The sequence below is a fragment of the Rhodoligotrophos appendicifer genome, assembly GCF_007474605.1.
Lineage (GTDB): Bacteria > Pseudomonadota > Alphaproteobacteria > Rhizobiales > Im1 > Rhodoligotrophos > Rhodoligotrophos appendicifer.
The window spans coordinates 582,783-595,509 of sequence record NZ_VHKL01000002.1; the positions used below are offsets into that span (position 1 = coordinate 582,783).

General features: G+C 55.1%; 12 protein-coding genes. 5 read left to right on the forward strand and 7 right to left on the reverse strand.

The genetic code is table 11. The features are described from left to right. The first annotated feature begins 20 nt into the window (after window positions 1–20). Both ppdK and FKM97_RS06825 read left to right on the forward strand, forming a co-directional pair. Complete coding sequence (gene ppdK / locus FKM97_RS06820) at window positions 21–2,690, forward strand: pyruvate, phosphate dikinase (protein WP_144291614.1); 2,670 nt, start codon at window positions 21–23, stop codon at window positions 2,688–2,690. A 157-nt stretch (window positions 2,691–2,847) separates the two neighbouring features. Beyond that, window positions 2,848–3,813 carry a cell wall hydrolase gene (locus FKM97_RS06825; protein ID WP_144291615.1) on the forward strand — a complete coding sequence of 322 codons (966 nt, stop codon included), beginning with the start codon at window positions 2,848–2,850 and terminating at the stop codon, window positions 3,811–3,813. A gap of 558 nt (window positions 3,814–4,371) precedes the next feature. Here the strand turns inward: FKM97_RS06825 and FKM97_RS06830 are convergent. From FKM97_RS06830 to ygfZ, 3 genes are read right to left on the reverse strand one after another with little or no spacing between them, the layout of a single operon-like run. Then, complete coding sequence (locus tag FKM97_RS06830) at window positions 4,372–4,959, reverse strand: HD domain-containing protein (RefSeq protein ID WP_342783544.1); 588 nt, start codon at window positions 4,957–4,959, stop codon at window positions 4,372–4,374. Window positions 4,960–5,009: 50 nt separating this feature from the next. Then, a complete protein-coding gene (locus tag FKM97_RS06835; protein WP_144291617.1) occupies window positions 5,010–5,621 on the reverse strand; it encodes a DNA-3-methyladenine glycosylase I in 612 nt (203 codons plus the stop codon). Next, window positions 5,608–6,525: a CAF17-like 4Fe-4S cluster assembly/insertion protein YgfZ gene (gene ygfZ, locus FKM97_RS06840; RefSeq protein ID WP_144291618.1), complete on the reverse strand. Its 918-nt coding sequence runs from the start codon at window positions 6,523–6,525 to the stop codon at window positions 5,608–5,610. The genes FKM97_RS06835 and ygfZ overlap by 14 nt, the downstream gene beginning before the upstream one ends. Before the next feature lie 93 nt (window positions 6,526–6,618). Between ygfZ and FKM97_RS06845 the strand changes: the two genes are divergently transcribed. Beyond that, the gene (locus FKM97_RS06845; protein ID WP_144291619.1) at window positions 6,619–7,959 is read left to right on the forward strand and encodes a dihydroorotase; all 1,341 of its coding nucleotides are present in this window, start codon (window positions 6,619–6,621) and stop codon (window positions 7,957–7,959) included. A gap of 53 nt (window positions 7,960–8,012) precedes the next feature. Here FKM97_RS06845 and FKM97_RS06850 read toward each other — a convergent pair whose 3' ends face one another. Beyond that, window positions 8,013–8,687, reverse strand: a complete 675-nt coding sequence (locus tag FKM97_RS06850; protein ID WP_144291620.1) for a hypothetical protein — start codon at window positions 8,685–8,687, stop codon at window positions 8,013–8,015. 190 nt (window positions 8,688–8,877) lie between these two features. On the opposite strand from FKM97_RS06850, the gene acuI reads away from it, so the two are divergent. Together acuI and FKM97_RS06860 are read left to right on the forward strand one after the other, a co-directional pair. Continuing rightward, complete coding sequence (acuI, locus tag FKM97_RS06855; RefSeq protein WP_144291621.1) at window positions 8,878–9,864, forward strand: acrylyl-CoA reductase (NADPH); 987 nt, start codon at window positions 8,878–8,880, stop codon at window positions 9,862–9,864. 15 nt (window positions 9,865–9,879) lie between these two features. Continuing rightward, window positions 9,880–10,530 carry a LysE family translocator gene (locus FKM97_RS06860; RefSeq protein ID WP_144291622.1) on the forward strand — a complete coding sequence of 217 codons (651 nt, stop codon included), beginning with the start codon at window positions 9,880–9,882 and terminating at the stop codon, window positions 10,528–10,530. Between the two features lies 1 nt (window position 10,531). Here the strand turns inward: FKM97_RS06860 and FKM97_RS06865 are convergent, their stop codons facing one another. From FKM97_RS06865 to FKM97_RS06875, 3 genes are all read right to left on the reverse strand, one after another. After that, entirely contained in the window at window positions 10,532–10,777 is a 246-nt protein-coding gene (locus FKM97_RS06865; RefSeq protein WP_246104965.1) for a hypothetical protein, read from the reverse strand. A 105-nt stretch (window positions 10,778–10,882) separates the two neighbouring features. After that, complete coding sequence (locus FKM97_RS06870) at window positions 10,883–11,314, reverse strand: GNAT family acetyltransferase (protein ID WP_144291624.1); 432 nt, start codon at window positions 11,312–11,314, stop codon at window positions 10,883–10,885. Then, window positions 11,311–12,727: FAD-binding oxidoreductase (locus tag FKM97_RS06875; RefSeq protein ID WP_246104966.1), on the reverse strand; the 1,417-nt coding region annotated here is incomplete at its 5' end. The genes FKM97_RS06875 and FKM97_RS06870, both read right to left, overlap by 4 nt.

Consider the following 12,727-nt stretch of genomic DNA (forward strand, 5'->3'; position numbering starts at 1 on the left):
TGTATAAAAAGGGACATCTCATGGCGTCAGCTCCCTCTGAAAAGTGGGTTTACGTCTTCGGTGACGGTTCAGCCGACGGCACAGCTGAAATGAAAAATTTGCTTGGCGGCAAGGGAGCCAACCTTGCCGAAATGAGCAATCTAGGTCTCCCAGTACCCCCCGGATTTACGATTACGACGGATGTCTGTTCCTATTATTACCAAGAGAAGGGTGCTTACCCTGCGGGATTGGCGCACCAGGTTGCTGTGGCATTAGACACGATTGGCACTTTGGTTGACTGCAAATTTGGCGATGCTTTAAGACCCCTTCTCGTATCAGTGCGTTCGGGTGCCCGTGCATCAATGCCAGGTATGATGGATACTGTATTGAATCTTGGTCTCAATGATTTAACTGTCGAAGGGTTGGCGGATCGGTCGGGTGACCGGAGGTTCGCATTTGATTGTTACCGCCGCTTTATTCAAATGTATTCAAATGTAGTTTTGAATGTTGATCATTCTTTATTTGAAGAAGAAATAGAGAGCTACAAAGATGTTCATGGGCTGAAGTCAGATACAGAAATTTCGTCGGAAGCCTGGCGGGAAATTATTGAAAAATTCAAAAATATCGTCAGGAGTGAAACTGGGGTTGCTTTCCCGCAGGACGTTGATGAGCAGCTGTGGGGTGCAATTGGTGCGGTTTTTGGTTCTTGGATGACTACACGCGCCGTCACTTATAGACAGCTCAATCAGATTCCAGAAGCATGGGGTACAGCGGTCAATATCCAGGCAATGGTATTCGGAAATTTGGGGATGACTAGCGCAACCGGCGTCGCGTTTACAAGAAATCCCTCGACAGGTGTGAAGGAGTTGTATGGGGAATTTCTTGTCAATGCGCAGGGAGAGGATGTTGTTGCAGGGATCCGTACTCCGCAGAACATTACGGAGACTGCCAGACTGGCCGCAGAGTCACAATCTCCCTCATTAGAGGCACTGATGCCGCAAGTTTTCGCCGAGTTGGTGAACGTTTATCTTAAACTCGAGCGGCACTATAGGGACATGCAGGACATCGAGTTCACCATACAGGATGGAAAACTCTGGATGCTGCAAACAAGATCTGGCAAGCGAACTGCGAAGGCAGCTTTGAAGATTGCAGTTGAAATGGTGGATGAGGGCCTTATCGATCCTGCAGAGGCCATCTCTCGGATCGAGCCAGCCTCACTTGAGCAGCTGCTTCATCCCACTCTTGATCCAAACGCGCCGAGGGAGTTGCTAGGGGTCGGGCTTCCGGCATCGCCTGGCGCTGCCAGCGGTGAAATTGTCTTCAACTCGGAGGACGCCCAGTACCTGAAATCTCTAGGCCGCAAAGCTATACTCGCCAGGGTGGAGACGAGCCCTGAGGATATTCACGGAATGCATGCGGCGGAAGGTATATTAACAACCCGCGGGGGAATGACCAGTCACGCAGCTGTGGTCGCGAGGGGCATGGGAAAACCCTGTGTCTCGGGCGCCGGGACGATTCAGATAGATTATGCCAAAGAGCAGCTGATGGCGGGAGGTGTCATCCTGAAGAAAGGGGACCTGGTTACTATTGATGGCTCCACGGGTCAAATCATGCGGGGAGAGATCGCGACCATCAGGCCCGAGATGTCCGATGATTTCGCAAGGCTGATGTCGTGGGCCGACGCGAAAAGACGTCTTAAAGTTCGTGCCAATGCTGAGACGCCCGCAGATGCAAAGATTGCCCGCGAATTTGGGGCCGAAGGGATCGGTCTCTGCCGGACCGAGCACATGTTTTTTGATCAAGATAGAATTGTAGCTGTCAGGGAGATGATTCTGGCTGACAATCAGCAAGGGAGGAGGTCGGCGCTGGCGAAGCTTCTTCCTATGCAAAGAGCGGATTTCATCGAATTGTTTGAAATCATGTCGGGACTTCCGGTCACAATCCGTCTTCTTGATCCTCCTCTCCACGAGTTCCTGCCTCATTCTGATGAGGAAATCGATGAAGTAGCGCGCGCGACTGGCACCAGTTCAGAAGTTTTGCGCGCCAGGGTGGTGGAGCTTCACGAGTTCAATCCCATGTTGGGCCATCGAGGTGTCCGGTTAGCAGTGTCGTATCCCGAGATCGCAGAGATGCAAGCGAGAGCAATCTTCGAGGCGGCGCTAGAGGCTGGAACCAGAACAGGACAGCCGGTGACGCCGGAAATCATGATACCTCTCGTTGCCATCAAAGGTGAATTCGACCTCGTGAGAAAACTCATCGTCGACGTCGCGGAAGATGTGCAGAGGGAATATGATCGCGAGCTCGATTATCTCATAGGAACGATGATCGAGCTGCCGCGAGCTGCCCTGCGCGCTTCTGAAATTGCACAGTCAGCCGAGTTCTTTTCCTTCGGCACCAATGATTTGACGCAAACTACCTATGGTATCAGCCGCGATGACTCCTCTCGCTTTTTGGCGGAGTATGAGAGCAAGGGACTGATCACGGTGGACCCGTTCGTTAGCGTCGACCGCGATGGAGTGGGGGAATTGATCAAGATTGCTGCAGAACGGGGCCGAATGACACGGTCCGATATAAAGCTTGGTATATGCGGCGAGCATGGTGGAGATCCAGCATCGATAAAGTTCTGCGAGGAAATTGGTTTGGATTATGTGTCGTGCTCTCCCTTTCGAGTTCCGATTGCACGCCTCGCTGCCGCGCAGGCAAGCGCTTGAGCATGATCACGAAGGTTACTAAACGGTAACCAAAAAGACTGGCGTAGCTCCAAAATGTGGGCTAGCTTCGGGTTTTCGAGAGCATAGAACGTGCTAGGGCAACGTTTTTTCAGGGGGCGGGTGCCTAAGTTGGGGATCATGGTTAACGATCTTTTAAGTGGTTAACGTCATCTTACGCGAGAAGACGGCGAGCAAATTGAAGCGGGGAAGCGACGGGGTGAATTGGTTTCGACGTTTGCATGACAGTGACGAGGACCTGTTTCTCCATGGCGAGAATTTAGCGGAAGACCCATTCGGTCCGCTCGAATCCCGTGACCAGGAAAATCGATTAAATCAGGTCGCTCCCTACTTACTTGCGGGCATGACGTTGATCGTCAGCTTCGGATTTGTGAGCCAATATCTCGGACAGAATGCCGCGGCAAGAGGCGCTACGAGTTCTGCCTGGGAGGAAATCGGCGAGGTTCCACGGTCTGTCGTGGCTAAAACATCTCTTCTTCGCACCGACGTGAAGGATTTTGACAAGGAAGGCTTCCCCTTAGTCGGCGATCAAGCCGCGAGCGAGTCTCGAAAGGGTGACTTCAACATCACACTGGCCAGTTTGCCGAGTGCAAGCGACAGAATCGATCGGGCCGAGACCCTTATATTTTCGCCTCCGATTGATCAGCTGGAAAAAAGGTTTGAAGCCGCTCAGATTGAGAAGCAAAGGCTGCTTCTGCAAAAAAAGAGAAGTGCTGCAGAAGAGAATTGCTTAGCTGTGGCGATATATTTCGAGGCTCGCTCCGAGTCTGAGCTTGGGCAAAGGGCTATCGCTAAAGTGATAATGAATCGGGTTAAAGACCCCGCTTATCCGAAGACAGTCTGTGGCGTCGTCTATCAAAACATAACCAGAGGCGGAAGCTGCCAGTTTTCTTTTACATGCGATGGCAAGCCGGACGAGCCAAAACCGGGGGCGTCGTGGACAGAGGCAAAGGCAATCGCTCGGTCCGCTATGGGGGGTGAACTGGGGATCGATCAAATTCGGGGTGCAACGCATTATCACGCCGATTATGTAAATCCAAAATGGGCAGGCGTACTGAAGCGTATCGGGAAGATTGGCAGGCATATCTTTTACTCTGACAGCTAGCTGTCAATCGCCGCATGGGTTGACCAGATCACCTCGAAAAGTTTGAAAGCCTAAGACCCTGAAAGTGGCAGCTCAAATGCATTGCCACAGGAGGCATTCCGGCCTCGGCCGATTGCATGAACCGCATCCACCATTCTTCCTGAGCGCCCTAAAATATCGTCGGCAAGAGCCACCATCAAACGGTTCGGCGTAGCGGACGGGGATGCCTGCCGCAGCATTCTAGCTAAAAATTTCTCGTCGTCCGGTCTTATCAGGCACAATCCCACGTAAGACGCGGCTGTTGAGCGACTGATTCCCGCCCAACAATGGATCAAGATCGGGGCATCCTTTTGCCAGGCGGAAAAGAACCCGAGAATCTGCTCAATGTGCGCTGCAGAAGGGGGAACTAGTCCCTTTATCGGACATGTAACATCATTAAATGACAAGAAAAGCCTTTTGCATTCAGGTAATGTTTCGACGCTCAAAGGCTCACTATTCGGACTCGATAGGCTGATAAGATGACTGGGCCGGGATTTGAGAGTGATTGAGTTCACCTGAGCCATGGGGCACACAATGATCTTAGTCATCTAGTCCCGCCAAAACAGTCAGCTGTACAAAACGCCCAAGGTAAAGTTCACATGCCTCGTCCGCTGTTAGCGGTGTCAAGGGCGAGGCGACGCCTATCGCTGCGGCACTTACTTTTGGAGGTCTCCCAAAATACCGGGCTGCCTCCGAGTGTGAGAACCCGGCCAATTCAATAGCTTCCAAATAAGCGCATGCTTTGTCAGCACGCTTGATCAACTGCAAAGCAGCATCCGGGAGATGTGCTGGGAGCCCAAATCGGAGGTGAATAGCTTCTAAAAGCTGTAGTTCAAATGATTTGTAGTCAAAGCCAAGTGCGGCTTTGAAGGGGCTGATCATGTCTCCGACCACGTATTCAGGCGCATCATGAAGCAGTGCGGCCAATCGCCAAGCCGGGGGAATTTTCGGCTGAATACGAAAGGCGATTTCTTCGACGACTACACTATGTTGGGCCACGGAAAATGCGTGGGGGCCTTGGGTCTGTCCGTTCCATCGGGCAACCCGGGCAAGACCGTGAGCGATATCTGAGATTTCGATATCCAGAGGCGAGGGATTTAAAAGATCAAGGCGCCGGCCACTCAGCATTCTTTGCCATGCTCGAGGAGGTCCCGCAACAGTGTTCATTGTGGCTAAGTTCAACTCCGGCTGAGTGCCTGGCAGGCAGAATGTCTGTGGCAATCAACAATGTGATCATTCACCATTCCGACAGCCTGCATAAAAGCGTAGACAATAGTGGGACCCACAAAACGAAATCCGCGCGCTTTTAACTCCTTGGAGATGGTGCGGCTCAATTCGGTTTCGCTTGGCACCTGTTCCCGAGCTGTAAAGTTATTTATAATGGGAGATCCACCCACAAATTGCCACAAGAAATTAGAAAAACCGTCTGATTCTTGAGTTGATAAATAGGCCTGAGCGTTAGTAATCGTAGACTCTATTTTTGATCTATTGCGGATGATTCCTGAATCAGCCATCAGAGACGCTCGTTTTGCTTCGTTATAATTGGCAATAAGGCTTGGCTCAAAGTTATCGAAAGCACGGCGAAAGGCCTGTCGCCGCCGCAGGATCGTAATCCAAGACAAGCCTGCTTGAAAACCATCGAGGATAAGCTTTTCAAACAAAGCCCTGTCGTCCCACTCTGGGACGCCCCACTCCTCGTCATGATACGTTATGTACTGGAGATCCTGGCCTGGCCACGTGCAACGCTCTTGGCCCGCCGCCAAATTATTGGTGGGACTAATCAAGGTCATCTTGCTCTATCATTTTGAGGTAGTGATCCGCCCAAGCAGGTAAGTGAACTTCAACCTCCGCCCCTGCGGCGGTAAGCGGAATTCGTCGTGCTAAGGCACCTGCGACATGATCGAGGCGTACAAGAGCAAGTCCCTGCATAACTGACGTCGAGAGAATTGTTCCTATGACTTTTTGATCAGCGGTAACTGCGCTTCCAGATAGCAAACTACCGGATCCAACCGAAATCCGCACGATTCGCTTTCGTCCTCCCGTGCTCCGATGCTCCATTCTAGACACAACTTCTTGGCCGATGTAGCAGCCTTTCGTGAAGTCCACTCCCCGAAAATGATCGAAATTTGCCTCGTGGGGGAAGAGAATGTTTGAGCCCAGGTCTCTCACGGTATCGGCGGCGCCAACAGAAATCCTGTGAGAATGGTATTCGTCTTCGGACCTCGAATTGCCGGAGATCATTCCTCCGCTGCGAGCAAATGCTCGAAGGCCCATGTTGCTCGTTCTAGGATCGCAAAAAATAAGATTCGCGCCATCTTGATCGACGTCTCCCGCGACGAGGTCTAAATTCAAGCCGTTGCACCTGAAATTCGCGAGAATTGTGTATTCTGACGACATGTCCTCGATAGTCATATTTGCTCGAAGACGGTAAAAGCTCAGACGTTGCATGAGGTCAGATTTCTGGATCACTGCGCAATCCAACAAATAACCCTCGGCCTTTTGAGCTATGAAGAAGTCGAAGAGAATCTTGCCCTGAGGTGACAGCAAGGCTCCATAACGCGCCTGCTCCGGGCCGACGTCGTCAAGGTCGACGGTCAGGAGCTTCTGAAGGAGCGGGCGCGCATCTGGTCCACTCAGACGTATTGTCGTGCGGTCCGTGAGTTCTGTGAAATCCCGACTGATCATAGGCGACATGTGGCCTTCGAAAATGATGCGCTAGCCCGTCGGCTTGCTTCTGACGCTACATTTACGTAAGCGATTGCTGGGCCGCAAGGAGAGTGCTGAAGGATGGCAAAGCATTTCGATTTAGTTCTGGAGGGGGGGACCGTTGTCAGCCACGCCGGGAAGCATGTTTGTGACATAGGGGTTGTGAGAGGTCAGATTGCTGCGCTCGGCCAATTGAAGCAATCGGTCTCGGCCGAGGTGATCAACTGCACCGGGCTCCACATTCTTCCAGGTGTTATCGACACTCACGTGCATTTTCGCGAGCCGGGTGCTTTACAGAAAGAAGACTTGGCTTCGGGAAGCCTGTCAGCAGTCATGGGTGGGGTGACGGCGTTTTTTGAGATGCCCAACACAACCCCTCCAACAACAAGTGCCGAAGCACTAGCAAGCAAAGTTGCAATCGGGACAGATCGAGCCTTCTGCGACTTTGCTTTCTACGTGGGCGCAACTCTCGAAAACATAGAGGAGTTGGGACATCTCGAGCGACTGCCGGGATGCTGTGGTATTAAAGTGTTCATGGGAGCATCGACTGGTACTCTGTTGGTCGAGAGCGATGAGGGCATTGCTGCCGTTCTACGGCAGGCAAACCGTCGGGTTGCGTTTCACTCGGAAGATGAAGAGCGGCTACGACGCAGAGTGTCCCAGCAGCGAGAAGGCGATCCTTCTAGCCACTCTCAGTGGCGAGATGCCGAAGCGGCTCTGCTCGGAACACGGCGCCTGCTAAAACTTGCATCGGAAGCAGGTAAACGCATCCATGTCTTGCATGTAACGACGTCTGAAGAGATGCAGCTCTTGGCCCTGCACAAAGCTGTCGCTACTGTCGAGGTGACTCCGCAGCATCTGACGCTGACTTCTCCTGAAGCTTATGATCGCTTGGGTACGAGAGCGCAGATGAACCCTCCGCTACGAGATGAGACTCATGCTGCCGGGCTGTGGCTCGGCACTGCTCAGGGAGTGGCGGACACAATAGGGTCAGATCATGCGCCGCATACCCTAGAGGAAAAGGCGAAGTCTTATCCGCTCTCCCCCTCAGGAATGCCAGGTGTCCAAACGTTAGTGCCGATCATGCTGGATCATGTGAACGCGGGAAGGCTATCACTTGAGAGTTTTGTCGACCTCACCGCGCATGGACCACAGCGAGTCTTCGGAATCGCCAATAAGGGTCGGATTGCGGTTGGCTATGACGCAGATTTCACCATCGTGGATCTGAAAATGCAGCGTCTGATCGAGGACAAATGGATTGCTAGTCGCTGCGGATGGACACCTTTTGCTGGAAGGCTTGTCACCGGGTGGCCTGTTGGTACTGTAGTTAGGGGACAGCGCGTGGTCTGGGAGGACCAACTTTTATTAGCGGAGGGGGCAGGGAAGCCTGTGCGCTTCAGCGAGGCGCTTCATTCTGCTTAGGTGGAGGTGGCGGTATTCCTTTTAGGAGCTACCGTCGACCAGCATCGCGATGTTCAATCAGATGTCTTAAAGTAACGAACGGTGCCATCAGTTGCCACGCCAATCCGATATCCACCATACCCCTCAGCAGGATCCATTTCCATGACCTCGCGGGGGGGCATGATGACGTAGAGTTCCACCTGCTGCTGAGGAGTGAGCCGGTCTATGGGATAGACAGCATGGTATGGCCATATGAACATCTCCGATGGCTTTCCAGCATCAACGTGAACATAACCAGATCTCAGTATTTTCAAAATCTGCGCCAGGACATCTCGACCGGTCCCGTCAAATGAAATGCTCTTCCAATAGGCGACCGGATCATCGACAGGTGTCGACTGCACCATTGGAAAAGAACCGCTGCGCCTGAGGGCCGATTCTAGCTCTGTTATTTCACCAGAAGTTGCTGCACTAATTAATGCCTCACGCGTCGCGGCCACTGAATCTGGCAAGCCGGCCTCCCCATAAAAAATCATAGGAAGTGCCAAATCGGTTCGTGGTGATGGTTCGGCGTCCGAGGATCTATCCGTCTTTGAGTGCATTGACGACTGGGGCGTAAAGGTCTCAACGGCATCCGCAAGAAGCTCGACGGGCGTGATTATGAAGCCAGTGAGAGCAATCCATAACCCCACCCCAGAAATCGAGATGCGGTGTTTCAGGCCTCTCTCCGATTGACGCAAAATTCCTACCATTCTTGCTTCCGTCCGGACTCTGCACTCGCGGATTAGCACTGTTGCCCCAGTTCAAGTAAGTTTTCGCTACTCAGTAGGCCGTGATCGACGATAGTGGTTTGATGCGAGTACCCGCCTTAAAATTCAGCAGTTAACCCTTTCCGGCCAGTGAAAAGTAGAGAGGGCCGCTTAACAGGAGATTACCCCGTCGATGAGCGACACATTTACCGCCCTGGTCGTTGACAGGCTGGAGGACAAACACTGCGTCGAAATCAGAGATTTTGCTCAGGCGGATCTCATGGATGGTGACGTAACGGTGACGGTAAAACACTCCACCGTAAACTACAAAGATGGTTTAGCGATTACCGGGAAAGCACCGATCGTTCGCAGATTCCCTTTGATCCCAGGGATTGATTTTTCTGGAAGGGTGACCGCGTCCAGCAATGAGACATTCACGGTGGGTGACTGTGTCATTCTCAATGGTTGGGGTGTAGGTGAACAGCATCACGGCGGACTGGCACAGGTCGCAAGGGTCCCGGGGAAATGGCTGGTCCCTCTCCCGGCTGCCTTCACGACTTTTCAGGCCATGGCAATCGGTACCGCAGGCTACACAGCAATGTTGTGCGTCATGGCTCTGGAGGACGCAGGTCTCACTTCCGGAGCCGGTGAAATTCTCGTTACCGGTGCATCAGGCGGGGTGGGGTCGGTCGCCATCTCGCTTCTCTCCCAACTCGGTTACTCGGTCATAGCCTGCACCGGCCGGCCCCAGGAGGAGAGTTACCTGAAGCAGCTTGGCGCTAAGGATCTGATCAGTCGGGAGGAATTGAGCGGATCTCCGAAGCCCTTAGGCAAGATGCGATGGGCTGGTGCTGTGGATGCGGTCGGCTCGAAGGTCTTGGCGAATGTCTTGTCTCAAATTCACTATGGGGGTGCCGTCGCGGCCTGCGGATTGGCACAAGGCATCGATCTGCCGGGAAGCGTCGCACCGTTCATTCTGCGGGCGGTCAAGCTCATCGGGGTCGACAGCGTGCAATGCCCGATGCCCCGACGAAAACAAGCCTGGGAACGGCTGGCGCGCGATCTCGATGTCAAAAAACTGGAAGCCATCGCCCAGCGGGCCTCGCTGAGCGAGGTACCCGAACTGGCGGAAGAGATCGTGGCGGGGAAGATCCGCGGTCGGGTCGTCGTGGACATTTGAGAGTTTCAAAAATTTATGGATTGGGCTCTCATTTTCAGCGGCATCGGGATCGGCATGGCCGTGGCCGCCCCGATCGGACCGATCAATGTCATGGTCATCAAGGCGGTGCTGCAGCGGGGATTTCGTCAAGGAATTACAACGGGTTCGGGGGCGGTGCTGGGGGATGGATGCTTCGCCCTGGTGGCCGCTTTCGGGCTCACGGCGATCTCGGAGTTCATCACCCAGTATGACCGGTTCATCACCGGCGTCGGAGGCATCGTACTCCTGGTGCTGGGACTGCGCACGATCTTCGCCGACCCCTCCGCCAAGCTCGAAAAGATGGAGCCGAATCAAGAGCTTGACCTTGCCAACCAGATCGCCACCTTCGGCACGACCTTCGTGTTGACGATCACCAATCCGGCCACGCTCATGGGTTTTTTGTTCATTTTCAGCTCAGCCGGCGGGCTTGTGTCAGAAAATGAGAACTATGTTCACGCCGGCGCCCTGGTGATCGCCGTGATGGCGGGCAGCCTGCTGTGGTGGATCGTGCTGTCGGGCATCGTCAGCCACTTCCGGGAGCGGCTGACGCGCCAGGGCCTGAGGCTCGTCAACGCCATCTCGGGCGTGCTGATCGCCGGCTTCGGAGCCTTCGTCCTGCTCCGGGGACTCTATGAATTCAGCTTCTGAATCATTGAGTTACCCGGTTCATGCTGAACTCGCCATAGCGGATCCGGTCGCTCAGGCCGGAGGTCATGCGGGCGACATTCTCCTCCCCATAGACGGCCACAAGATCGCTCAAGGCCGCGAAAATCGCCGCGGTCGCCAGATTGTCGGGGTCCACGCCATCATGGACGGCCTCCTCCCACGCATCCAAAATGTAGCGTAATGCCAAGTGCTTAGTGTCATCCTCGAGGAGGTGGCTCACATCTGTCATGATCTCTTCCATTGCCACTCCAATGCTGAACAAATCCTAACATGCAAGGGAGAAGCATCGAATTTGAATTGAATTAAGGGTTAATGCCACAGGCGCCCGTCAACGTCAGCTTGGCTTCAGCAATCTGCGTGCCATCGACAGCCGCGGCTCGACCTCGTAGCCGAGAGATTCATAAAACCGTTGCACAGCCTCGTTTTCGGGCCGGATCAACAGGTTAAGCTTGGCGATGCCACGCTCCACCAGCCAGGATTCAGCGGCGCGCATGGTGGCCGTTCCATAACGGTGCTGGCGGAAACGGGGGGCCACGGCGACGTAATAGACGATGCCGCGATGGCCGTCATGACCCACCATGACGGTGGCGGCGATCTCTCCCCCGACAATGCCTAAGAGTATGTCGGAATTGGCTTTTCCGGATGCGAGCGCAATGTCGCCATAGGGATCGTTCCAGGGGCGGACGAGATCGCAGTCCCGCCAGATCGCTACAATTGTCTCGATATCGGACGCCGCCGCCGGGCGGAAAATGATCCCGGGGCTCACGGCAGAAGCTTGCCCGGGTTCAAGATCCCTTTGGGATCAAAGAGTTGCTTCAGACCTTGCATCATCTCCAACTCCACCGGGCTCTTGATGGCGGCCATTTTGGCACGCTTCATGGCACCGATGCCATGCTCGGCGCTGATGGAGCCGCCGAGGTCGAGGACGATCGCGTTCACCGCATCCGCCATCTCCTCCCAAGCCTCGAGAAAGACTGACTTTTCCGCGCCTAAGGGCTGGCTCACATTGAAGTGGATATTGCCGTCGCCGAGATGGCCGAAGGGCACAGGGCGGCAGCCCGGCACCAGGGCCTCCACGGCGGCCGTGGCGCGCGCCAGGAAGGCGGGCACTTTTGAGACAGGAACCGCGACATCGTTCTTAATCGAGCCGCCCTCATGCTTCTGGACTTCCGACATGGTCTCGCGAATCCGCCAGAATTCCTGGCGTTGCGCGTCGGATTGGGCCGGAATCGCGTCTTCAATGAGAACGCGCTCAAATGCCTGTTCCAGGATCGTTTCAAGCGTGTTTTTGAGCGTCCCGGTGGCTTCGCCGCCCGACAATTCCAGGAGCACATACCAGGGGTAGCGCTCGGGGAAGGGATCAACTGCTGCGGCATGGCGGATCACGTAATCGAGGCCGATGCGGGGGAGGAGCTCGAAGGCGGTGAGGCGTCCACCGCTCAGGCCCTGGCCGAGATTGAGAAGCTGCAAGGCGGCCTCGGGCGAGGGCAGGGCTGCGAAGGCCGTCGCGCGGTCGGTGGGCAGGGGCCAGAGCTTCAAGGCTGCCGCCGTGATCACGCCCAAGGTGCCCTCGGCGCCGATGAAGAGCTGCTTCAGGTCATAGCCGGTATTGTCCTTCTTGAGGCGCCGCAGCCCGTGCCAGATGCGGCCGTCGGCGAGCACCACCTCGAGGCCCAGCACGAGGGCGCGGGCATTGCCGTATTGCAGCACGTTGATGCCGCCGGCATTGGAGGAGAGATTGCCGCCGATCATGCAGGAGCCCTCCGCCCCCAGGCTCAGGGGAAAGAGCCGGCCGACATCGGCCGCGGCGGCCTGGACCGTGGCGAGGACGCAGCCGGCCTCGACGATCATGGAATTGTCGAGGGGGTCGATGTCGCGGATGCGGTTCAGGCGCTTCAGCGACAGGAGGATCTGGGTGCCCGAACGGTCGGGGATCTGGCCGCCCACCAGGCCGGTATTCCCGCTTTGGGGGACGATGGCGGTGTTCGTCTCGTGGGCGAGCGCCAGGATCGCGGAGACCTCCGCGGTGGAGCCGGGCAGGAGGACCAGGGGGGTGACGCCGACATAGAGGTCGCGCCATTCGGTGAGATAGGGGGCTTGGTCGGCGGGTGCGGCGAGGGCATGCGCGGGGCCGACGATGGCGGCGAAGCGGGCGAGGAGATCGGGGGACGGGGCGGGG

What these genes read in the sequence shown, in the direction of transcription:
- ppdK (WP_144291614.1), top strand. Translation starts at nt 21, where the DNA reads ATGGCGTCAGCTCCCTCTGAAAAGTGGGTTTACGTCTTCGGTGACGGT.
- FKM97_RS06830 (WP_342783544.1), bottom strand. Translation starts at nt 4,959, where the DNA reads ATGCTGAGTGGCCGGCGCCTTGATCTTTTAAATCCCTCGCCTCTGGAT.
- FKM97_RS06835 (WP_144291617.1), bottom strand. Translation starts at nt 5,621, where the DNA reads ATGACCTTGATTAGTCCCACCAATAATTTGGCGGCGGGCCAAGAGCGT.
- ygfZ (WP_144291618.1), bottom strand. Translation starts at nt 6,525, where the DNA reads ATGTCGCCTATGATCAGTCGGGATTTCACAGAACTCACGGACCGCACG.
- FKM97_RS06845 (WP_144291619.1), top strand. Translation starts at nt 6,619, where the DNA reads ATGGCAAAGCATTTCGATTTAGTTCTGGAGGGGGGGACCGTTGTCAGC.
- FKM97_RS06850 (WP_144291620.1), bottom strand. Translation starts at nt 8,687, where the DNA reads ATGGTAGGAATTTTGCGTCAATCGGAGAGAGGCCTGAAACACCGCATC.
- acuI (WP_144291621.1), top strand. Translation starts at nt 8,878, where the DNA reads ATGAGCGACACATTTACCGCCCTGGTCGTTGACAGGCTGGAGGACAAA.
- FKM97_RS06860 (WP_144291622.1), top strand. Translation starts at nt 9,880, where the DNA reads ATGGATTGGGCTCTCATTTTCAGCGGCATCGGGATCGGCATGGCCGTG.
- FKM97_RS06865 (WP_246104965.1), bottom strand. Translation starts at nt 10,777, where the DNA reads ATGACAGATGTGAGCCACCTCCTCGAGGATGACACTAAGCACTTGGCA.